At 40.5% G+C, this 23,203-nt stretch carries 17 protein-coding genes and 1 pseudogene; 2 read left to right on the forward strand and 16 right to left on the reverse strand.

Annotated elements, in window-relative coordinates; all coding sequences use genetic code 11:
• Nucleotides 1–5: 5 nt before the first annotated feature.
• From ahcY to EHR06_RS08580, 8 genes are all read right to left on the reverse strand, one after another.
• On the reverse strand, nt 6–1,319 hold the full coding sequence (ahcY, locus tag EHR06_RS08545; protein ID WP_135756607.1) for an adenosylhomocysteinase: 1,314 nt from the start codon (nt 1,317–1,319) through the stop codon (nt 6–8).
• Complete coding sequence (locus EHR06_RS08550) at nt 1,319–2,359, reverse strand: ArsR/SmtB family transcription factor (protein WP_135756608.1); 1,041 nt, start codon at nt 2,357–2,359, stop codon at nt 1,319–1,321. The genes ahcY and EHR06_RS08550 overlap by 1 nt, the downstream gene beginning before the upstream one ends.
• Before the next feature lie 112 nt (nt 2,360–2,471).
• A complete protein-coding gene (locus tag EHR06_RS08555; protein WP_135756609.1) occupies nt 2,472–3,002 on the reverse strand; it encodes a DUF1564 family protein in 531 nt (176 codons plus the stop codon).
• 75 nt (nt 3,003–3,077) lie between these two features.
• The gene (locus tag EHR06_RS08560) at nt 3,078–3,812 is read right to left on the reverse strand and encodes a FecR family protein (protein ID WP_135756610.1); all 735 of its coding nucleotides are present in this window, start codon (nt 3,810–3,812) and stop codon (nt 3,078–3,080) included.
• Between the two features lie 86 nt (nt 3,813–3,898).
• Nucleotides 3,899–4,981 carry a DNA-methyltransferase gene (locus EHR06_RS08565; RefSeq protein ID WP_135756611.1) on the reverse strand — a complete coding sequence of 361 codons (1,083 nt, stop codon included), beginning with the start codon at nt 4,979–4,981 and terminating at the stop codon, nt 3,899–3,901.
• Between the two features lie 101 nt (nt 4,982–5,082).
• A complete protein-coding gene (locus EHR06_RS08570) occupies nt 5,083–5,646 on the reverse strand; it encodes a hypothetical protein (RefSeq protein ID WP_135756612.1) in 564 nt (187 codons plus the stop codon).
• Nucleotides 5,647–5,709: 63 nt separating this feature from the next.
• Entirely contained in the window at nt 5,710–6,738 is a 1,029-nt protein-coding gene (locus tag EHR06_RS08575; protein WP_208757765.1) for a FecR domain-containing protein, read from the reverse strand.
• A 24-nt stretch (nt 6,739–6,762) separates the two neighbouring features.
• Nucleotides 6,763–7,287 carry an RNA polymerase sigma factor gene (locus EHR06_RS08580; protein ID WP_135756614.1) on the reverse strand — a complete coding sequence of 175 codons (525 nt, stop codon included), beginning with the start codon at nt 7,285–7,287 and terminating at the stop codon, nt 6,763–6,765.
• A gap of 544 nt (nt 7,288–7,831) precedes the next feature.
• Here EHR06_RS08580 and EHR06_RS19420 point away from each other — a divergent pair.
• A pseudogene (locus tag EHR06_RS19420) lies at nt 7,832–8,032 on the forward strand (hypothetical protein); the annotation flags it as partial.
• Nucleotides 8,033–8,084: 52 nt separating this feature from the next.
• Here EHR06_RS19420 and EHR06_RS08590 read toward each other — a convergent pair.
• From EHR06_RS08590 to EHR06_RS08605, 4 genes are all read right to left on the reverse strand, one after another.
• Nucleotides 8,085–8,363: a TIGR04454 family lipoprotein gene (locus EHR06_RS08590; RefSeq protein ID WP_100723791.1), complete on the reverse strand. Its 279-nt coding sequence runs from the start codon at nt 8,361–8,363 to the stop codon at nt 8,085–8,087.
• 152 nt (nt 8,364–8,515) lie between these two features.
• On the reverse strand, nt 8,516–10,417 hold the full coding sequence (locus EHR06_RS08595; protein ID WP_135756616.1) for a glycoside hydrolase family 5 protein: 1,902 nt from the start codon (nt 10,415–10,417) through the stop codon (nt 8,516–8,518).
• Nucleotides 10,418–10,423: 6 nt separating this feature from the next.
• Complete coding sequence (locus EHR06_RS08600) at nt 10,424–11,308, reverse strand: patatin-like phospholipase family protein (protein WP_008589263.1); 885 nt, start codon at nt 11,306–11,308, stop codon at nt 10,424–10,426.
• Between the two features lie 540 nt (nt 11,309–11,848).
• Entirely contained in the window at nt 11,849–13,069 is a 1,221-nt protein-coding gene (locus EHR06_RS08605; RefSeq protein ID WP_135756617.1) for an MFS transporter, read from the reverse strand.
• Between the two features lie 310 nt (nt 13,070–13,379).
• Between EHR06_RS08605 and EHR06_RS08610 the strand changes: the two genes are divergently transcribed.
• A complete protein-coding gene (locus EHR06_RS08610; RefSeq protein WP_135756618.1) occupies nt 13,380–14,495 on the forward strand; it encodes a GGDEF domain-containing protein in 1,116 nt (371 codons plus the stop codon).
• Here EHR06_RS08610 and EHR06_RS08615 read toward each other — a convergent pair.
• The 4 genes from EHR06_RS08615 to EHR06_RS08630 all read right to left on the reverse strand — a co-directional run bounded on the left by EHR06_RS08615 (nt 14,460) and on the right by EHR06_RS08630 (nt 23,112).
• Nucleotides 14,460–15,884 carry a high affinity choline transporter 1 gene (locus EHR06_RS08615; protein ID WP_135756619.1) on the reverse strand — a complete coding sequence of 475 codons (1,425 nt, stop codon included), beginning with the start codon at nt 15,882–15,884 and terminating at the stop codon, nt 14,460–14,462. The two genes, EHR06_RS08610 and EHR06_RS08615, sit on opposite strands and share 36 nt — an antisense overlap.
• A gap of 83 nt (nt 15,885–15,967) precedes the next feature.
• On the reverse strand, nt 15,968–21,226 hold the full coding sequence (locus EHR06_RS08620; RefSeq protein ID WP_244288547.1) for a trifunctional serine/threonine-protein kinase/ATP-binding protein/SpoIIE family protein phosphatase: 5,259 nt from the start codon (nt 21,224–21,226) through the stop codon (nt 15,968–15,970).
• A 77-nt stretch (nt 21,227–21,303) separates the two neighbouring features.
• Nucleotides 21,304–21,984 carry a transmembrane-type terpene cyclase gene (locus tag EHR06_RS08625; RefSeq protein ID WP_135756621.1) on the reverse strand — a complete coding sequence of 227 codons (681 nt, stop codon included), beginning with the start codon at nt 21,982–21,984 and terminating at the stop codon, nt 21,304–21,306.
• A gap of 3 nt (nt 21,985–21,987) precedes the next feature.
• Nucleotides 21,988–23,112, reverse strand: coding sequence for an oxygenase MpaB family protein (locus EHR06_RS08630; RefSeq protein WP_135756622.1), 1,125 nt, complete (start codon nt 23,110–23,112; stop codon nt 21,988–21,990).
• Nucleotides 23,113–23,203 lie beyond the last annotated feature (91 nt).

Consider the following 23,203-nt stretch of genomic DNA (forward strand, 5'->3'; position numbering starts at 1 on the left):
ATCGATTAATAGCGGTAATGTTCCGGTTTGAACGGACCTTCTACCGGTACTCCGATATACTCAGCTTGTTTAGCGTTTAATGTGGTTAGGCGAACTCCTAATTGCTCCAAATGTAACGCTGCAACTTTCTCATCTAATTTTTTAGGCAATCTATAGACGCCGATCTCGTATTTATTGTTCCAAAGTTCTATCTGAGCCAATACTTGGTTCGTGAAAGAACAAGACATTACGAAAGATGGGTGACCAGTTGCACAACCTAAGTTCACTAAACGACCTTCTGCAAGAACGATAATGGATCTACCATTCTCGAAAGTATATTTGTCCACCTGAGGTTTGATTTCCTTCTTCACCACGCCTTTCTCAGCATTCAATCTGGACATTTGGATCTCAGTGTCGAAGTGTCCGATATTGCAAAGAATCGCGCCGTCTTTCATTGCTTTCATGTGTTCAAGGGAAATTATGTCGTCGTTTCCGGTCGCAGTTACTACAATATCCACGAATTCAATCGCGTCTTCTACCCTTAGAACTTGGTATCCTTCCATTACTGCCTGAAGAGCGCAGATTGGATCGATTTCAGTAACGATCACTCTAGCGCCGAAATTGCGTAAAGAAGCAGCAGAACCCTTTCCAACGTCTCCGTATCCGCAAACAAGAGCTACTTTTCCAGCAAGCATCACGTCGGTTGCACGTTTGATACCGTCTGCTAAGGATTCTCTACAACCGTATAAGTTGTCGAATTTAGACTTAGTAACGGAATCGTTCACGTTGATCGCAGGAAGTTTCAATTCTCCTTTTTTGAGAAGTTTTTCAAGACCTTTTACTCCTGTAGTAGTTTCTTCAGAAACTCCTTTGATCTCCGCGAGAAGTTGAGGATATTTCTCGTGAACATACATGGTGAGGTCACCACCGTCGTCCAGGATCATGTTCGGGCCTTTTCCACCGTCAAAGAAGATAGTCTGCTCTACACACCACCAATATTCTTCTTCCGTTTCACCTTTCCAAGCAAATACAGGAACTCCGGTTTTTGCGATAGCAGCTGCTGCATGGTCTTGGGTGGAGAAGATATTGCAAGAAGACCAACGAACTTCTGCTCCAAGCTCAGTCAGAGTTTCAATCAGAACTGCAGTTTGGATGGTCATATGAAGGGAGCCCGCGATACGCGCACCTTTCAGAGGTTGTTTCCCCTTATATTCTTTGCGTAAGGACATCAGACCCGGCATTTCTTTTTCAGCCAGAATGATTTCTTCGCGACCCCAGTCCGCGAGAGAAATGTCTTTAACCTTATATTTTAAACCTTTTTCTTGTATTGTAGCGGACATTAAAGTCCTCCTCTTTTCTTAGCTTTAATTATTAATACTTTGAAGTATTTCTGAGATTCTACTTCTTCTATGGATTCAAGACTGAAACCGGTATGGTTCAGCCAATCTGTGAGAAGTTCCGACTCGAATCCGAGCCATAAGTCGGCGAAATTATCGCGCATGATTTCTTGGTTATGTTTTTTGAGATCTACGATGATGAAAGTGCCGTCGTCCTTTAGAACTTTATGTATTTCTTTCATAGCCTGAGGTGGATTGGAAAGGTGGTGTAGGACCATCGAAGCTACGACAGAATCTGCAGATTGCACCAGGTTCTCAGGCAAAGTTTCAATTTCGGATGTAAACAATTGGACTTGGGAATTATTTAAAAAGGAACTCTTTGCCTCTTTAATCATCTTTTCAGAAGAATCGATCCCGATAACTTCCTGACTCTTCATTAATAAATAAGGGATTAAACCACCAGGACCGCACCCAAGGTCTAAGATCCGACTAGAATGTTCAGGAAGTAAATCCAGGATCTTATTCCGATATAAAACCGGATCTAAAACATCACTTTGAATGCTTTCCCAATTTTGGGCAACATCATCGAAGTATTTTGATCTTTTCAGATCTCTCTGTTTAAGAATATCCTTAGTCTTAACTAAATCTTGTTCCGAATGAGGAAGACTCTTTTCAAAATCCAAAAGAAGAGTATGAAATCTGGCAGAAAAATCCTGCGCATCGTCATTCGAAACCTTAGGGCTATAATATACCCAAGAGCCTTCGCGTTGAGATGTCAAAAATCCAGCATCTGCCAGAATTTTTAAATGCCTAGAGATCCTAGATTGCCCCATATCCAGAACTTCTGTTATCTCCTGAACATTTAGAGGAGCTATCGAGAGTATTCGAAGAACCCGAATGCGGGTTTCATCGGATAATGCCTTTATCGCGAGCAGAATATCTCGATCCTGAAAAACCCCTTTTGTTGTAGAAGGAGCAACGAGAATTGAATCTGAGTAAGTTCCGACAGATTCCCTTTCTAAAGACATATCCTTTAGCGACATTTCGAGAGCCTTTCCACAAGATATCAAGATATCTTGATTTCTTCAAGTAAAAATTATCATATATGCAGGCATAATTATGTCTTATCGCTTGTCTCCAACAACGGCAGGAAAACTAACTCCACTTTGGAGACCCCCTCTCGAGAGTGAATTTCCGAGGCAATGCCACTAAAATGATCCGAACCTCTCGGGTCCCTAAGTTCAAAACACGACGAATTTCTATAACCCTTGAAGTCGGCGGTTTTCGATTTCGCCAAAAGTGAGAAAGAATTCTTTCATCCACTTCAAGTGATTCCCAATGAATCATTAACACAATTATATAATTCATCGAAACACCGTGCGCAAGAGCCACATTCCTCAACTCTTGGTAATTTTCTTCTTTCGGACGATAACTGTGGCGAATGAGATGTTGGCCTTTCGCTTGAAAGGAAGTTCGGAGTGGATTTCTTCCCATATATCTTTGAGACTGAAGCAGTAGACCATACTTCTCTTGTAAGCGTCTCAAGTATCGAGGAAAGTTTCGCTTGCAATCAACTGGAACTTTTCTCCAAAGCCTTTCCGGAATTAACGCCGTAGAAGGATATGGATTCTTAATTATCTTCGTCTTTCGTTTAAGTTTATCATTTTGGAAAACGGTAGAGTTCATACCCTCCTCGTTTCCCGAATTTGAATTAGTGCGTGAGGATTTTTTAATTTGTCGAAGTTACTACAGTCGGATAAATTATATATCCTGCTTTGTTTGATTTAATAATTCCTGGTTCTGAAGTTTTTGATCTCGAAGAATTTTGTAATTTTCTTCCATGATCTTCTTAAAGCCATCTAAAATCTTCATTTTCTCGCGCATAAATTCTTCTAAAGGCTGCTTCAGAAGACCTTGAGGAGATATAACAGCCTCTTCATCCCGTTTTAGGGGAAAGTTCTTTCCATTTTCTGTCGTAACTCCGACTTCTCCTTCTTTCACAAAAATTCCATTTGGTACATCGGAATCTTCGTGATCAGGATTTTCTTTGCGTTGAACTTCATTTTCTTCACAAATTACAAATTGTGTTCCTCTAACGCCAGCGTTGTAAGAAGGCGCAGTGATTGTAAAATCTTCTTTCTTAGATCCTTTATCTACCCGAGCAAATACCTTACCGGAAACCAGTTCTAATTTTGATTTATTCGACTTTTTGTCGGAACTCAGCTCAGCAATTTTAACTTTCGTAAAAGCCGCAATGCGAACAACAACGGAGGGACCAATCTGGAGATCGACTTTCCCCTCCTTCGTTTCAAGTTCATCCTGTTTTTTTAAGATTGAATTTTTCTTGAGACTTACCTTTTTCCCATCCTGGATTCCGGAAACGTCTCCCACGATGAAAAGTACGATAGCAATTTCTTCTTCGGCGAATAAAGAAGAAGGCAAAGAAATTAAAGTAGAGAAAATGATGAAAGCAAATACGATTACTCGGTTCTTCATACGAGGGTTTTTCCTATAACACTAATTTATTCAATAAAGCTGTAGTAGGATCTACTAGATTTATTAGAATATCAACAATTTGAAACTTACTTTTTGGAAGAATTTTGCAGATTAAACGGAGAATAACGAGCTTTCAAGGCAAAATGTTCGCTTTCAAGCAAAGAATCTACTGATTCAAAGCTCAATTCTGTCTCCTGAGATGTAATTACGGGAAATCCATAGTATTTATTCTTATGTGAAATCTCCTTCTTCTGTTTTTTCCGATCCGAAATGAAATCAAGGTGACTTTGTAATCTGTTTTGTAGGATCTTCGACGAAACATTGACTGCTGCAAGTAGCTTCTTTCTTGCGATTTCGAGAATTCCTTTATCTACATCATATCCAATGCTATTTCTAGAGGAAAGAAGAGCCGCTAATGATGTAGTCCCCGTTCCTAAAAATGGGTCTAAGATTATATCACCCTTTATGGAAAACATATTCACCAACCGATAGGCAAAATCCAAAGGAAATGCCGCAGTCCTTTCGCGCGAAGCTCCGACATCTTTAAAAATCTGCCTCTCTCCCTTTAAGTCCCAGACATCAGAAAACCAAACATTTCTTTCTTCCCAGAAGAAGGCGCTATTTCGTCGGATCTCCGTCTCAGATTTAGAATACTTTCTCAGCCCTCCTTTACGAAGGATCAGAATATACTCATGCTCATAGGTAACGTAGGCACCGACCGGATACATTCCGGAACCCATAAACTTGGTTGGGGAATTAGTTTGCTTTCTCCAAAGAATATCTGGCAAAGAAGTAAAACCGAAGTTACGACAAGCCTGCAAGATCCTAGAGTGATTCGAAAATAGGCTGAATTCTCCTCCGATACTTCGAGTAGCATCTCCTATATTTACGAGCAGTATTCCGCCCTCCTTCAAGACTCGAAAACATTCGCCCCAGACCTTGTCCAATTGCAAATGCATTGCCTCGAAGGCTTCATTTCCCAAGCTTTTGGCAAGGGCAGCCTTGGTATTTTTGTCCCAACTTTTGAAGAGGTCGTCCCACATTTCTACCATGGGGTAAGGGGGCGAAGTTAATACGAGGTCAACGCTTTCATCCGAAAGCTTGCCCATTTTTCTCGAATCGGAATTATATAATAGATGAGAAGTTTCCGGAACGAGTATATCCTTCATACACGTTCCGCATGTTTCAAGAGCGCTCTAAATTGGCTATTCAAATTTAGAAAGCTATGTAAGAAGATGGATATGTCGAAGATACGACAAAATCCCCACTATTAATTCTTCTTACCGTGAATCTTTTTGTCGATCAACTCATTCAGAAGATCTGCAAGATCCTGAAACTCATCCCCACTTCGGATTCTGATCTTGTCTACGTCTTTGCCTTCCAGCAGCAATTTTAGATTCTTCTTAATATTATAGATCGGCCCGGCCATCTTATGGGAATAGACCAAGACAAAGATCGCGGAAAGAAGAAGATATAACATAGAGAATAGTAAAATTCCTTTAAATTGGATGGAAAAAAGATCCAAGCCATGATCGTAGTCCGGAAGAGCAAGCTCCTTCTCCACAAACTTGTCCTTCTCTTCTCCGTTAACAATCTCAAATCCCTTTTGGTATACTTTAACAGTGTCCTGGCGAAGTCTGAAAACGACTCCTTTGTCGTATTTGGTAGAATGGATCCAAAATAAAAATCCGAGAGTAAGAAGTAACCCGAAGATGAACAATAAAGAGAAATTTAAGAAGAATCTTAATTGAAAATCTTTATCGATCAGATAATTGGCAAGATGTCTTTTATAACGAGGGGTCTTTGCGGGGGGTGTTGCGGTTTCTTCAGACATGGGAATTGGCCTTCTTTGGTAGAATTTCTTTAAAATTCTCCACATGTCAAAAATATTTCGATTTTAACGAAGTTGAATCACCTCCATAACTGAATCTCTTTGGATTTTTATTTCCTTCTCAAGAGTTTGCAAATACATAAAATTTTCGTCCATGTCGACGATCACACCTTCTAACGTCTCACCGTTGGAAAGTATCACCCTCTCCAATCTTTGGTATTCGTTAAATAGATCATCCTTATTGGAGAAAGATTTTTCAGAACTCCTTGCAATCTCATCTACATGAAGCTCTGAAAATTTAGATCCAAGGTCCTTTTGCTCTGCAGAAGATAGGAAAGTTCTTTGAAAACCTTTCGCCTCTAAGCGTATTTTTTGGCCTGGTTGCAAAACTTGCTCTCCGCGGTTTGGTTCGCTGATACTCTTTGCAGCTACCCTTCCTTCTAAAACGGAGACAATAGTTCCTTCTTTCAGACTTTCTCTGACTTCGAATTTTGTCCCTCTGACTTCTACCAAACCAGTTTCAGTTACGATCCTGAATTCATCTTTTTTGAGGTTCTTGTGCAAATGAACCAGAATGCTTCCATTACGAAGTCTGAAAGATTGTTTTCCTTCTTTCATGATCTCAAGTTCTGTGGATCCCTCCAAGATCATACCTTCTCCCTTAGCAATATTCAGGAAAAGTTTGGAGCCTGGTTCGGTTTTTAAGATCTGGCCGGAGCCCACAGATTCGCCTTCGTTTAATGCCAAAAGTTTTTCGGAATCAGGGGAGAATAAGTATCCTTTTCCGATAATTTTAGCCACGGATATTCCGAACTCGGTCTTTACCGGAGGCGTATTAGGATTTTGTAAAATAAGAAAGCCGAATGCTCCGATCAAGATCGCAGCAGCAGAAGCAATAGTATATAATAACGGTTTCTTAAAGCTGATAACTTTAGAAGATTGGGCTTTTTCGTAAATTTCCTCGAATGATATATTAGAAGGAGGACTCGCCCAAGTTTTGGAAAGCATATCAGACAATTTATCGATAGAAGAACTATATTCGTTCTTCTCACCTTCGATTGCCTTCCTTATTTTATGTTCGAAATTTTCGTCCATTCTTCCCTTCAAAGCTCTTCTGTATTATTCCATCGGCAGAATTTGTTTGTTTTTTGCGATCTCTAAGAGTTTCCCTGTCGCTTTCACAACCAATCTTGATGCAGTTGCAATCGAGATCCCCATGATATCCGCAATATCAGCCAACGTGTATTTTTCTATATTCTTTAATACTAAAGCGTATCTTTCTCCTTCTTCTAAGTCGCTCAAACAATCCATCAATCTGGATTCCAAATCGGAAAGTTCAGTTTTTCTTTCGAAACTTTGCCCTTCTTCTCTATAAGTTCCCATGTCGTCCGTTCCGGATTCTTTCACCGTGGAAAACTTTTTGGCATAGTTAATCGATCGATTTCTCGCGATCGTGTATAACAACTTTAGGGCTTGTTCTTTGTTTAAGTCGGAATTGGAATACTTCTTAAAAAAATTAAGAAAAGTATCCTGCATGAGGTCAGAGGCGGTTTCTGGATTTCCGGTATACTTATACAAGAAATCAAAAATTCTCCCGTTGGATTCCCGATACAGGGTTTCCATAAAATCTTTTCGGGACGCCATTACACAAAGATTCCAACTCGAAACGCTTAATTCAAGTAATTTCCGGCGGCTGTTCTAAACTATACCCTTTTCTCCTCTTCGCGAATGGGCTTTGATAGAGATAACATATCGGGTCCGACTTTTTTACATGAAGGAGAAAAATTTGTAGGAAGGTTTACATTTTTTCTGCTCTCCGATTTTAGAAAAGGAGAAGAAGGTTCACTTTGAAAGTGGATCGGGCTGAGTTTGGGGAAAATACGTTTTCTTGAAAAGGTGGAATGAGGATTTTGTAGTAACTTCGACAATAGAAGATCCGATCTTCGTTTTCAGTCGAAGATACTACACTTATCTAAATACACTAATTCAGTATGAGACATAATTTTAAACCCCCAATCGCTCCAGATCCTCCCAAATTGGACCGATAAAATTCATATCCCTTCTTAAGACCCCTGTTAGAATGAGTCGAACCCTTCAAGTCTTAGTCTTTTTTGTAGTAACTTCGACCATCCTATACACACCATATCTCCACCCATCTCCAGAACTCTCTTTTCCTAACGAAACTCCTGAATCAAAACCTCTCTTAAGAGTTCTTCCCGCTTTCAGGAAAGAAGAATGTGACTGGGCGATTCGCTGGGACGTATGTCTGCGATGCGTTTCGAGTAGATATAGGTATGCACAAAGGATACATTTTTATCCTTCCGGAGTATATAGAGAACATGGATGTTATTCTGAGGAGAAAGGTTTCTTTTTGATAAAAGAAGACTAAGATGAGGAAAGAGAGAAAGAGCCGGAGTGTTCCGGCCCTTTGTCATTAGAAATTACTTCTTACAAGTAGCAAGAGCTGCAAGTGATTTAGAAGATTTTAAACAAGTAAGATCATATTTACCAGTCATACACTCTTTGAGTAGATGGCCGGAAATTTGACCTTGCATAGCTTTCAGTTTTTCTGCCTGCTCAGGAGTTTGACCAACTGCAAGGTTGGAAATCAATTCGTTTACAACTGGATCACATTCTGCTTGGCTCACTTTCGCTCCGCCGCAAGAAATAAGACCTGCAAAGATTAGAATCGTAAGGATCGAAAAAAACGTGTTTTTCATGCAAAGACCTCTGCGAATTTTTAATTCTATGTCGCTAATATTAGCCCGAGTCGAATCTCTAACTAGATAAGATCGAAAATTTCCAAAACCTTGGAGAATTCCGACAGTTTAACGACGAAGGCCATTCTAACGATTCCCATTCTATAGAAAAGTTATTTTTTAGTCGGGAAGATAGTTATGCCGTAATAGGAAACGGACTTTTCTCCCTTGAAGGTCAGTATTCTTTTTTTGGAGTCGTACTTCCAAGTTCCCGCGTTCACCAATACTTCGAAACCTTTTCCGTAATGTATTTCAGGAAGAAAGATCTCTGCTACTGGAATTTCATCTCCTTCTTTTCGGAAAGAATATTTGAACATGGATTTTTCCATATCAAAACTGATCGCTTCCGGATTTCCCTTGGTTCGTATCGGATAAGGTCTGGAGAATGCGCGTACTGCCCTTCCCCCATCTTCATCTATACTTTTAGGAGTGTCCAAAGAATAGAGTGAAAGATCTTCTTCATTCCATCTATCTCCTAAACTGTGGGTATTATCAGGAGTGTAATTCCATAGAGTGTAATGTACGAAATTTTTCTCGATAGAAGTTATGATACGATCCAGAGAAGCTTCTAAGTGAGAATAATTTTTTGTTCGGAACGCCAAACGTCCGTTCATATCCATCGGGATCCCGGTTTCTCCGATCACTGTAGGACAGTTGTTCATCTTCTTGATGGAAACTTCTTTGATCATTCGGATCGTATCTTCGTAGGCCTTCTTTACATTCTGCTTTCCGAATATTGGGATTTGTTTGAAGATATGAACTCCGAACCAAGGAATAAAACGTTTGAACATCAAGACGGAGACATCGTACCAATGAGTCGCGTTGATTACAGTTCCTTCTCCCTTTTTTGGTTTTTCGTCCCAGTCCAATTCTAAACTTCCCGGATCCGACTCCACAAAGATGGAGAATTTTTTCTGAACGGATTGAATCCTAGTTTTGAATCTTTTTATAAATGGAAGCATGAATTCAGGGTAGAATTCTATCTTTCTTCCCCTATACTTATTAAAATAATCGGGGCGAAGCAACATTGGAGCGCCATTCGGATCGTAATCCCAAACTCCATGTTGTCTCCAAATACAATGTTTTCCTTCCTGCCAAAGAGGAACCGACTTAGTATTTAATTTCGTTTTTCCTAAATTAAATCCCGTAAATCCGAGCATATACGCATTATTTGCTCGCACTGTTCTTCCTTCGGATAAGAACATTTCTTGGAAAGGAGAAGTAGTTAGAAGTTTTCCGAAACCAAGCCCTGAAAATTCCCCTATATTCTTTTTACCGATCCATCCGGGAGAAGGTTCGTTCAAAGAATCGAATCCTAATACGTTCTTGTATTTTGCAACCTTCTTCGCGATTCTACACATTGCTTCTATATAATGATCTTGTAAAAAGGTCTCTACATTCTTTCCATGAATGGAAAGTTTAGGTGCGAATGTTTTTCCCCCAAAGAACAGAGTGAACATTGTAGCGCAGGCATATTTCTGATAGTTTAAAGGCCAGGACATTCTTCTGTAATTCCTGCCTTGAAAATGATGAACGATTACAGTATCGGAATCTTTAATATTCTCGATATTCATTCCGACTTCTTCCAAAGTCCAACCGGGAGCGCCGTCTCCGCCGGTGAATCTGGACCAAACATCCTGGTGAGGATCTATAAAAACGTAGAATCCTTTTTTGTCGGCGAGTGCCACCATTCTTTCAATATAATCTAAATAAGCCTGATCGTACTTTCCAGGACCTGCGTGTTCCACTGCTTCCCAAGTAACAAGAAAACGAAGAAAGTTAAATCCCCACTTTCTCAGTCGATCCAAATGTTCTGCGGCTTCTTTCTCTTCTAAAGGCCTTCCTACGAAAGAAACTTTTCTATGATCATGAAAACTTAATGATTGATCGAAATGTGTGGTCCCATCCGGTTTAAAAGGAAGTTTGGTGCTCCCTGAAAGATTTACCCCTCTCAATTGGAGAATGTATCCTTCCGAATCTATAAAATTGCCGTCTTCTACCTTGATTTCCAGCATTGGATCTTAATCTTCCCCGAATTGGATTTTAGCGTCTTCGTATCCGCGGCTGATCAGATAGTCCGCTTGCACTTGAGAGAAATTTAATATACTTCCGAAACCGAGAGAAGTCCTCGGTCCGATCACTCTGATCTTATAATCCGTTTTTTCAGGTTCGGAGAAGGACAATAATGATTTGGTGAATCCCTTCTTCTTATTATCCTTTTGCTTTTTTTGGTATTGCAGATTTGCCATGATGGTCTGAAAGGATCCTATCAAAGAAAGTTCGAACACTCTCTCGAGTCCGTCCCTTCTGTTCCTTGGAAGTCCCATATTCACTCCTCCCACAGGAGACAACAATACTACTACTATCTCTTTTGCACCTCTTTCCACCGCCGGAAGAATAGGAACATTCGCCATCACTCCCCCATCCCAATGTGGTTTTCCATCCACATACTGCCAGGGAAAGATAAGAGGTATGGCAGAAGAAGCCATCACATGTTCTATATCAATGTCCTTGTTCCCAAAAAAAACGAGTTCTGCAGTTAGAATGTTCACCGCAGTGATGATGATCTCCATCGGATTTTTTCGCATATTACGAAAATCTAATTGAGAATAGAGTAAATACTTTAAGGGAGTTGTGTCCGCAAGAGGTGAAAATCGGCGGAAGATCAGGTCCAGAAAATCGTTCCAGATGGAATATTTCATTACCTTCTGGATTTCGATGGATTTCCAAAGATCTATGATCCTGGCCGCATCCATTCCGCAACCTAATGCGGAGGCGGTAATCGCGCCCACGGAAGTTCCGCAGACTACATCCGGTTTGAATCCGATTTCTTCTAAATATTTTAGGACCCCGGCATGATATGCGCCTCGAGCGCCTCCACCGGATAATACCAAAGCCCGCTTCATTCCAAATATGATCCTGCCGGAGTCAGTCTTAGGTTCCTCAGGTAAATTTCAAGACGGAATATTGATTTGGAAGTTTGTAGTATCTTCGACAATTTTCGCGCGAGTTCGTCTGAGCGCAGATATCACTAGCTAATATGAACCTAGAATTGGAGAGAAGTGATTGGGATTTTAGAATTAGCGTCGAAGTTACTACAGATCTCGCATCCGAGGATCCCCCGACTTCGGCAACATATAAAAAGGAGGAAATTAAAACCTTCTGAGTGTCTGCGTCTAGCTATGCTAAATGCCCGAAAGTGACCAATTCTCGGAACTCAGAAAGGCCAGTGGTCTGATGGTATTGCAATAGGTCCAAGAGGGCCTTTTTGCAGGGGCCTGGGCTATTGCTCAGCCACCTCACAGGTCATTTTCTTGCTGCAACTGTCGCTACTCAACTAAACCACCTCCTTTAACGTGTGGCCAGACCATATTCTGTCGCATTAAAAAGTCAAGAAATGTCCGTATTTTTTTACGGATTTCAGAAACAAGTTTCCTAAACGTAACTTAGGAAACTATTTTCACCTTTCTGGATAGATAGAGAGCGAGAAGATTAAAACCGACAGCGAAATAGCCTACTATATCAAATCTTTCGAAAGTTCCATTCGGCAATTGGATCAAGATCGCTCCCGCGAGAAGTGCTCCGATACCTGTGGCAACACTCTGCAAGCTTGAATTCACAGACATAAAACTTCCTCTGACCTCAGGTCGAATAGCAGAAGTTAGCATCGCCATAGATGGAATTACCCGACCGGATACTAGGACCATGAAAACTGTCGTAACTCCGAGGGCCATATACACCGGTAGATCCTTAGGCAAATGAGTAATCGCAAGAATGGGAAATAGGGCGAGAAGAACTAGGATCAGAAAAACCTTATGTTTCCCGAACTTATCCGACAGGAACCCTACGATCCAGGAAGAAACAAAAGTACAAATCCCTCCGATCTCGTAGATATGAGAAACCTGGGTCTTGGAGAAACCCATATTCCTTTCCATGAAGACAGCTATCGAAGTTACGACAGTAAATCCTCCCAAGATCACGCTCATAAAAAACGCCAGAGCCACCAAGTGATCCCTCTTAGAAAGCACACTGATAAGCTGACTGAAATCCGCTACCTTCTGCTTTTCCAATTTAGAAGGAAGGCTAGGCAAATATAAGATAGCAAGAACCAGGATCGGAAGGCCTAAAACCACGATAAAAGCAAATGTATAATTCCAACCGGAGGTCATCGCGATTCGGATGCCGGAAGGAACTCCCAAAACGGAAGCAGCGGAGAATGCGCCCATCACTCCTCCCATCGCCTTCCCTCTCTTCTCTATCGGGAAAACATCACCAATGATAGAAAGGATAACCCCGCTGACCATTCCTCCGAAAATTCCTGCAATGACCCTAGCTAAAAGAAGAAATGAATACGTATTAGCGACCGCACAAAGCGCAGTTCCTATCAAAAATCCTACATATAAAAAGATAGCGGCAGACTTACGATTAAAACGATCTATAAAGTTCGCTCCGATCAAAGCAGCAATCGCAGCGGCAAAAGAATAAGAAGAAAGAACTAAGGAAAACATCGCAGTATCGATCTGGAACTGCTTCAAAAAATAATCCTGAAGCGGGAACATGATCATAAAATCCATGATATTCGTGAATTGGATGCTAGCAAGAAGCAGGATCAGGAACAATTCATGACGAACTATTTTTGTTTTAGGAAGTGAAGCTACGGATTCCATATACTTGCCAGGGTTTTTTAGCCGAGTTATAAAGAGATAATTTTTTAAAAGATCCGCATTTTACCTATATAAAATTGTTCTTACAAAGTTTGGGAACTAAATGATCCGAACAAATTATCTAGAACTCAGTTCAAGAAATTTCTAAAATTCTAAGAAGCTTACTTTAATGAAGATTTGGATGACGAATCGGCACCCAACTTTCTTTCCTAACTAGGTAAATAATTTTCCGATTTTTGATGCTCGGATTTTTCACTTCCTTTCGGCAAAGCGTATAAACCTAAATCTTCTTCCGTCTATCTGAGTATCCGCTATGAAACTCAAAAGATATCTTTCGGAAGACTTTTCTTATTCAAGATCCGGAGAGATCCGAAAACTTCGGACCCTAGACAATGACAAATCCGTCAGAATTCTAAGCGTTTTCGCGTTGTTTATCTCCGGTATTCTTCTCACTCAGAATATACTTTCTCCGGGAACTCCGAGCGGTGGACAGCTGCAATTCCTATACGGTTTGAGTTTCGGAAGTTCCGCTTTATTTTCAGGTTTGATGCTCGCGGCCCTCACATTGAAGGACATAAAAGGTAAAAAACTTTCTTACTTTGCCATGATAGGTTATGTGGGGATACTCACATTCACCACTACTTTTGCCACTTTGGTGGATCAATACCATACTTCCGATTATTCCGCTTTCTGTTTCGGATTACTTATGCTGCCTCTATTTCTAAGAGCAAGTTTTGCGACTTATCTTGCCATCGTTTCCATAAACGTCCTTTTCTTTTCATTAGGTTATTCTTATATGATAGAAAAAGAGCTCAGTTCTTCCGTAGTAACTCCCATCATCGCCTTCTCCATTGCAAGTATGGGAGCCGCGATCAACGTAGAAGGTACTAGACTAAAAAGTAACCTTCTACAATTACAATTGGAGGAATCCAATAAGAACCTAAAAGAGTTATCTCATAAAGATTCATTAACAGGGCTTTTCAATAGAAGACATTTAATGGAATCCTTAAGCACTCTTTTAGCCGCGTCCAAAAGATATGATTTTCCATTATCGATACTTCTACTCGATCTAGACCATTTCAAAAAGGCAAACGATTCCTTGGGACACCAAGTAGGAGACAAACTACTTGCAGCGATAGGAAGATTATTGTCCGGGCTGGTGAGGGACTGCGACGTAGCAGCTCGTTATGGTGGGGAGGAATTCTGTGTAGTACTTTCCAATACGAATATAGAAGGCGCAAAATTCGTGGCGGAAAGGATCAGAGCCAGAATTGAGACCGAAACCTTCGAAGAAATTCCTTGGACAATTACCGTGAGCATAGGTGTAGCTTCAAGAGAAGGTGATGAAACTCCGGAGGACTTTCTAAAAGCTTCCGATAAGAAGTTATACGAATCAAAGGCCGCCGGAAGGAACAGAGTCTCCGCTTAATTCAGGCTCGGATTCAAATAAAGAAATTTTAATATATCTTCCTAAATATTGCCCCAGAAAACTCACTCCCAGAGCGGGGATCGTAGGCGGTAACCATTCCGGTCCGAAAAATTTCAAGCCTAACCAAACGATCATCCCGGAGAACATAGCATAAACCGCACCGGTTGCATTTGCCTCTTTCCAGAAAATAGCGGCCACCAAAGGAACAAAAAGAGAAACTAAACTAATGGAAGAAGAATCGGCGACCAACTGATAAATATTCGTCTCACTCAATGCCATTCCTGTAGAAACGATTGTCACGATCAATACGGAAGAACGCATCACTCTCAATAACAATTTTTCGGAAGGATTTTTCAAAGTAGGACGGATCAAATTCTCCCCCAAAACGGAAGCAGGGGCCAAAATTGCTCCGGAGGCAGTACTTAAGATCGCGGAAAGTAAAGCACCGAAAAATAAGATCTGTATAAATAAAGTAGAATGTACTAATACTACATGAGGGAGTATCATCTGATTGTCTCCGGCTGCGATCTCAGGATACACTCTTCTGGCAAAATATCCTGCGAGCAAAGGAAGAAATGCAACAGTCAGATACATTCCCCCTCCCAAAAAGGAAGAATATACTGCAACCTTTTCGGATTTAGAAGACATCACTCTTTGGAAAATATCCTGCTGAGGGATAGAACCCAATCCTATCGTCATCCAGGCTGCAATATATGCAAGGACCGCTTCCGTTTCTAATGGAGGGAAGAAGGAGAAAAATCCAGGCTTCGCAGTTGCGATAACTGTTTCAAATCCTCCCGCCTTATCTTGCAGATCCCACACCAAAACTAAAAGCCCTACTATGATCAATATAGTCTGTAAAAAATCAGTAATAGAGATCGCCCACATTCCTCCGATATATGTGTAGATCAATACGACAACGGATGCCAAAAGTATTCCCACGTATATATCGAATCCGAATAAAGAATGGATCACAATTCCCATCGCGACTAATTGAGCCGCGATCCAGCCGAAATAAGAAGGGATCATAAATAATGCGGAAAGAAATTCCACCTTGCGGCCAAAACGATTTTTGTATAAGTCACCGAAGGTGAGAATATTCATCCTATACAACGGCTTAGCGAAGAATATCCCGACCAAGAAAAGACAAAGTGCTGCTCCGAAAGGATCTTCTATCACGGCTAAGATCCCGCCATCCACAAACTTGGAAGAGGCTCCCATCAAAGTTTCCGAACCGAACCAAGTGGCAAATAAAGCGGAAGATGCGAGTACAAGTGGAAGTCTTCTTCCTGCTAACACGTAGTCTTGGGAACTATTGACATATCTAGAGGCAAATGCCCCGATCAGAATGGTAACAAAGATATATAGAATTACGAAAAGGCCGAGCAACTCAGAATGTCCTAATAGAAAACTTCTTAATTGTGAATTTGAAATTCAGAGAATCAAAACGCAAGCGATAATAAGAAAGACGTTCAATCTATGTCCAAGATCAAAAGAGTAATATCATCTTGGATAGAACTTTTAGAAATAAAATTTTGGAGATCGGAGAGTATCCGTTCTGCCTGGATCTGAGGTTCGAATTGAGCATTGGCTCGAATGGAATGCAAAAATCTTTCCTCTCCGTATTCTAATTTGTCCTCATCGAACTGCTCATAAATCCCGTCCGAAAAAAGAAAGATCCTGGCTCCGGATTCTATTTTATATTCTTCGGTTCTATAAGGATAATCTTTTACAAACCCTAAGATAGCTCCCGTCTTAGGCATTTCTTCCGTTTGATAAGAACGTACTAAAAATTGTGAGATATGACCTGCGGATGCAAAATATACTTTTTTCTCCGAAAGATCTACATCGCAGATCGCTCCGGTAAAATAGAGTGTTTTGTATTTATTTAAAATGGAATTATTTAAACCGGAAAGTATTTCTCCCGGCTTTTCCAAAGAGGATTTTAAACTTTCGTATTCTCCCTTGATTGCCATCGTAACCAGCGCCGCTTGGACTCCGTGACCTGTCGCATCCGCTAAGAAAAATCTATATCTCCCATTGCTTAATCTGCATATATCGTAGAAGTCCCCTCCTACCTCATCCATTGGAAGATAATTAACGGAATATCTCATGCCGGGAATACTTTTTAGTTCCGGAAGAATACTTCTCTGGATCTTCTGGGAATACAACATGTCCTTTCGGATAATGGAAAGAGATCTGGCTAGTTCTTCAGTCCGTTCATTTACTTTTCTTTCCAGCTCCGAATTCATACGGGTAATATCTTCATACAATTTCGCATTCTCTAATGAAATTGCGGCCTGAGCGGAAAGTATCTCCAGGATCTCCAATCTATGTTCGTCGAAGATCCCGGCAGTAAGTCGATTTTCTAAATAAAGGACGCATAATGTTCTTCCTTGTTTTGTGATCGGCATACATAACAAAGACTTAGGTTTACTTCTTTTAATATAAGGATTCACCGAATAAAAAGAATCCTTCGCTGCATCTGAGATCAAAACCTTCTGTCCGGAACGAAAACAGAAATATACTACTTCTAATGGAAGAAGATGTCCTGCTTCGTCCAAGGAGATCGGTTTAGGCAAAAATCCAGGCTCTTCTATATCCGAGCCTGCCATCAAAAATAACTCTTTGTTTTGAGGAAGAATTAAGAAACCTCTGGTGGCCGCAGCATTCTCCATGATAGTCCGGATCAGTTGTCGTAATAATTCCCCTAACTCGATCACTCCCGAAATACTTTGAGAAGCCTTTAGCACTGTCCTTAAATCCAGGCTAAAAGATGTGGAAAGCATAGAATCCGCCAGAATTTTTTCCACAGAACGTTTTGGTGTCCCCTGAGGGCGAAGCAATTCTCCGTACTCATCCCTGAGTAAGTTCACGATGGATTTGGCTCCCCAAGATCCATAAAGTCTAACCGCATTCTGCATTAAAAATTTTCCGTAGGAGGTCCTACCCTGCGTTATACTCCATTCTGCTACGTGTTGGTATACGACCGCTTTTCTAAAATCGTTCGGTTCTGACTCGACTTGCTGCACCGCCATATCAAAGTATTTGGATGCGTTCTCATTTCTTCCTGCGTAATCTTCGTAAAGCCCTGCCAATACAAAATAGAATAATTGGAAACTAGGCGGATAGATCCTTGACCAAAGTTTAAATAAATATAAAGAATATCTAAAGAAAAACTTTTCGGTTATCTTTAACTTCTTCTTACGTAATTTCAAAAGTCCTAAAGATCTATAAAATCTATATTCGGAATAGATGAACATGATCCTGGATTTTTCCAGATCCGGATGATACTTTTTGAAAATTCTCTCCGCTTCTAAATAATAACCGGATAAATAAGCGATAGACCCGAATAAAGTAGCATACCAAGAATTAGCGGTTCCATTTCCTGCAGATCCCAAAACCTTAGACTCGAATTCCTGGTCGGCGTATAAATTGTCCTTATATCGTATAGTTTCAGTAGATTTTCCTTCTAAACGGTCCAGATAAGAATCGGAAGAATGCAAAAGGATCATCAGAATATCGTAATTTAGTTTAGAACCTCTTTCTAAATTTTCTTTGATCTTCTCTCTATAGGAAATTGAATTTTCTGCGGAGTATAACTGGTTCGTATTTTGGGAGAAAAGTGCAAACGCGGCCCATAGATAATCTCCATACTGCATACATTTATGAAATGCTTCTTCCGTATAATCCACTATGGAACGGAAAGGATACATAAAATAATCCAGAAGAATTGTCCGGCCGAAGACGAATCTTCCATAGAGTTCATCTGATTTGAATTTTTTTAATATTTTTTCCGCCAAAGTCCAATATCTCATGGACTGCTGAAAATTCCCATTGATGGAAAGAAGAATGGAGCCGAATCCTGCGTAACCGAAAAAACTAAATGGAGCGTTTCCTTCTTTTAAAGTAAGATTGATCAGCTTTAAATAAATATAAGCCATCACCTTCATATCCATATGTTTTCCATAGTTTAGAAGGTTGACTAAGATGTTTAAAGCTTCCGTTTTATACGGATCTTTACTATCCTTTGCATTTACTAATTTTTCGGGAGATCTTCCTCTGCTGTAAAAGACCATCTTCAGCACTTCACCAAGTACTGCCAAAATCCCCGGCTTCTCCTTAAAACCTATTCCAAGAGATTGTAATGCCTTGATCCCGATCTTGGATGCGGAATCCAGATCGTTATAGACGTTCATCACTTCTAATTGCATCAGATAAACATCCGCTTTTTCGGACGGGCTATTGAGTTTGGAAAGTAGATCGGATACTATCTTCTCCGCTTCTTCTCTTCTGGATAAATAATATGCTGATTCAGCGAGTGACTTTAAGATATGGATCGCATTCTTTCTATCTTTCTGCCAATAAGAGTCTTTAAGCTGAGAAGCAAGTAAACTGAAAAAAGAATAAGAAGATTCGTAAGCAGCACCTGATTTTGCGGAGTTCCCCGCGAGTATCGTATAATGGAAGAAGTCCTCATTCTCCTGCCCATTCGTGTACAATTCCCTGGAGCGCAGCAGATGATTTGCGATATCTAGGATCTGTTCGGATCCACCTGAGGATTTTTCGCGTTCTATTAGTAATTTTGCAAGTGTATTATGGATCCTTGCTTTTTCCGCAGAGTCAGTTGCGTCCAAAATACTTTGGATCATTCTATCATGAGAAAAATGGAACTGCACATTCGAAAGAGAAGAATACATTCCGGATTCTTCTATCTTTCTTTGAGAAATATACTGAAGGGCCGGGAATAACATATTTCCGGATTCTCTGTAAAATACGATCCCTTCTCTAATTGCCTCTCGAATTCCTCTAGACAAAACCCCGGGCCTTGTCTTGAAAAAATCGTACATATCTTTTAGATCGAATTTTGCACCGATACAGGCCCCTACTCTCAAAACCTCCAGAGTTTCATCCGGAAGTTTTCCCACCTTATCCAAGAACAGATCCAGAACGTTATCCGTAACCGTTCTCTGTAAAAGCATATCCCAGTCTACTCTATGATAAGCAGTTTTCGGATCGAAACTCAGACATCCCTCTTCATATAAGGATCTCAGGAATTGATGCAAAAATAAAGGATTTCCCCCCGTTTTAGAGACCAGAACTTCTGCGAGCCTATTCGCATCTTCTGCAGAAACATGGATACTATCGGATACGTATTTAAAAACGCTGTGCTCATTTAGAGGAGTAAGGCGTATCTCTCTTAGATCCAAGCCTGGAGAGCCTTGTTTTACATTCACATTCGGAAAGAAATCCGCATCTTCAGAACGACTGGTAAGAACGAATAATAACCCTTCCCAATCCTCGCTGCTCAATATGAATTCGAGCAATGCAATAGAAGCGGAATCCGCCCATTGCAGATCATCCACTAGAATGATCGCAGGGTTTTTTCGATCAAAACAAAGAGTTAAGAACCTAAGGGCGACCGCAAATAGGATCTTTTCGTCCTTCTGCCTCTTATTTGTTTTTACAGGTATTTCTATTCCTAAAGTTTTTCCCAGATCCGGCAGGAATTGTGTTAGGATCTCTATATTGTCCCCTAGAGTTTCCTTTATAAAATTCTTAAGTAGAATGATCTCTTCTTCTTTTTTCTGAAGTATCCTTCTTAAAAGATCATCCATGATCTGGCGAAATGCATAATAAGGGATCTCCTTCTTGTCTTCTTCGAATTTTCCCCGCAATAGAACTACGGAGTATATATCCAAATAAGTGATCGCATCTTCTACTAGAGCCGTTTTACCGGTACCGGATTTGCCTCCGATGAATACAGCGGACCTTCTTCCGTTAGTTACGTTCACTATCCCGGATTCGATCTCTTTTCTTTCCCTGTCCCTATCGTAGATACGAGGCGAATCCCTAAAACCTACTTTTCTTTCGTAAACACCAGGAACAAACTCGGATAATTTACGTTTGGACTTTAAAGAATCTTTAATACTCTTTAGATCATGTATCAGATTTTCCAAAGAGAAATATCTTTCTTCCGGCATCTTAGAGAGTAATTTGTCCACCAAAGTAGAGATCGCACTAGGAACATCTTCTCTCCTCTTTACTAAAGAGACAGGAGATCTTGCGATATGATAATGGACCATCTCCAAAGGATCTTCCGTCTCAAACGGAGGGGTCCCGGAGATCATTTTATAGAATAATGCGCCTAAAGAATATGCGTCGGATCTAAAATCGACAGGACGATTCAGCCTCCCGGTATTTTCGGGAGAACAATAAGGTAAAATATCGAATGTATATCTAAGAGGCGCATAACTTCCTTTCTCGGAAAGAAGAAGAGAAGCTCCGCCTAACCAGGCAAGCTTTGTCTCTCCAGTATCCGGATTATAGAAAAAAGCTCTTGGAGAAATTTGATTATGAACGATCCCGAAAGAATGTAATTTTGCGAGATTTTCCGTGATCGCTAATGCTATCTCTAAAAAAGTTTCTAGAGAAATTGATCCCGCTAAACTTTGGTGCAGAAGTTTAGAAGGGATATTTTCATACACCAAACAGATACCGTCCGAATTTTCGAACATGTCTTCCGGTTTGAGAATGCCAGGATCACTGACCAGTTTACCCAATTCGAATTCATTCAGAAAATACACCGAAGAGGTTTCCTTCCCCTCCGGTCTTTGTACTCGAATGATCTTGGGCTCTCTGGTCCTGCCGAATTTTCCTCTATATGTTTGGGAAAAACTGTCCTCGTACAGCAACTCCCCTAATTCATAAGGAACTCTGTCTGTGGACAAATCCTGCGTAGTTTCCAATTTTATCTTTTTCGAAACCTATGCGGCCCCGAAACCCCACCCGAACTAAATTTTAAAGTTCACACTCTAGAGGGCGAATACTTTTGGCGCGTAAAGATCCAAACATAATAAATGTCCGCTATTGTTCCGAGCCCGCTCAATGTTTGAACAAAGTATTGCTCCGGAAAGTATAGAAAGATGAAGATCGTAAAGAATCCGTTACCTAAAAACTTCGCCCAAGAGACAGGATAGGAGAACATGTTCGGATCTCCAGTTTTCAAGAAAAGGATAGGATACATTACCGAAATGATCAAACTCAAGATATAAGCGGAGTTAGATCCGGTAAAAAGATCATAACCTCCTTTATAGAAAGTATAGATCAATAATCCCCAAGACACCACCAAAATGCCTAAAAGGAATTTATATCCTTTGTCCGAGATTGGCAAGGAAATTTGTTTTTTACCGAATCGTATAACTTGATAGAAAATCACTATGTCCAATACGAATCCAAGCCTATAGCCCCAAAGTAATATCGCGCCCATGGGCTCTTTAAAGAAGAAACCCCATAGTAATTCCCAGATAATATTCCCGCAGGCGATAAAAACGGGCATCTCTACGAATTTTTTCTTAAACGGTTCTATTAGAAGAACTGCATACATATAAGCCCAAAAAACCACGCCTAGTAGCAGGCAAATATTCTCAATAAGCGTATAACGTCCGAAATACTCCGGATCCGTTGCCAATGTCTGCCAAAAACTCATCCTTTATAGTCTCCAATTCTCTCTTAATGAAGGCGGGATCCAGAACCTGGCTTTTTTTCCGCCGTAATAAAAATGATCCATAGAAAAAAGAAGTTTGGAAGCAAAATAAGCGACTAACTTTCCGAAGCCCTCATCATCATCCACATGAGAGTCTATATCCTTAAATATCCTTTCCATAAAATAACCCAAAGGATTTCTAGGAGGCCATCCTAAACCGAGCACTTCGCTTGTTTTTTGTCCCATATATGTTTGCAGAAAAAATAATGGAAGATTATCGAATAAATTTCCCGGGAGCATATACTCCATAAAGTCCAACAAAGATTTTGCAAGTATCTTGCCTGCATCCGAAGGTTTTTGCTGGTCATTAAATATCGACTCGCCTAAAGAATGTGCCGTATCGTATCCTTCCGGACAAAGTTCAGGTTTTACCCCGATAAAATATCCTACTACTCTCCATAAATGAATGTATGCGTCTTTTTCTTCCTGACTGAGTTTTAAAGAGGACTGACCGAGACCTTCTATCACTAAACTGGAAAAAGACTGTAGAGTACCCGCCATATCTTCTTGGTTGATCGGTTGTCCCCAAGCAGGATCCCAATCTTTCCCCTTACTCAGAAAATAACGTATGGATGCATGCATTAATCTTACTTTTTGGGCGGTGCGGATCCCTTTTCCTTGAGGCCCAAGTCCATTTTCTTGAGCGACGGAGATCACGAACTGTGTCGTTTCCATGAGCCTTCGGTTGACTCCGTCTATCACTCCATTCTGTTCTATTAATCTTCCGGTTTTGTAAAGTACCTGTGCGCCATCTCCGCAAGAATACGCCATGGGAAGAGACTTAACACAAAGCATCATTAAGATCTGAGGACCGTAAATGGTGAATAGCTGCTCTCCTTTTGCGATCTTATTTTTATCCGCCCAAGAAGGAAGATCTTCCGTTTCATAAAAATATTTTTCAAGATAGTCCGGTAAGCCTGCAGGAATTGGATCCGAGTTCCTAGAAAGCGCGTCAAAAAAGAGCATCGTCTTTTCTCTATCAAAAGCGGATTCAGTAAAATATTTTGTGACTATTTCGTCCGCCAATGGATCAGTTTCTTTTCGTAATGCGCGTAACTCATTCGAATTCATTCTAAAACCTTACCTCGTCTCAGGAATGCGCCAGTTTTATATTTTGAATTTTAAAAAGAAAGCACTTGTAAAAAAAACCGTAACGAATTCC

The sequence above is a fragment of the Leptospira dzoumogneensis genome (assembly GCF_004770895.1).
Taxonomy (GTDB): Bacteria; Spirochaetota; Leptospiria; order Leptospirales; family Leptospiraceae; genus Leptospira_B; species Leptospira_B dzoumogneensis.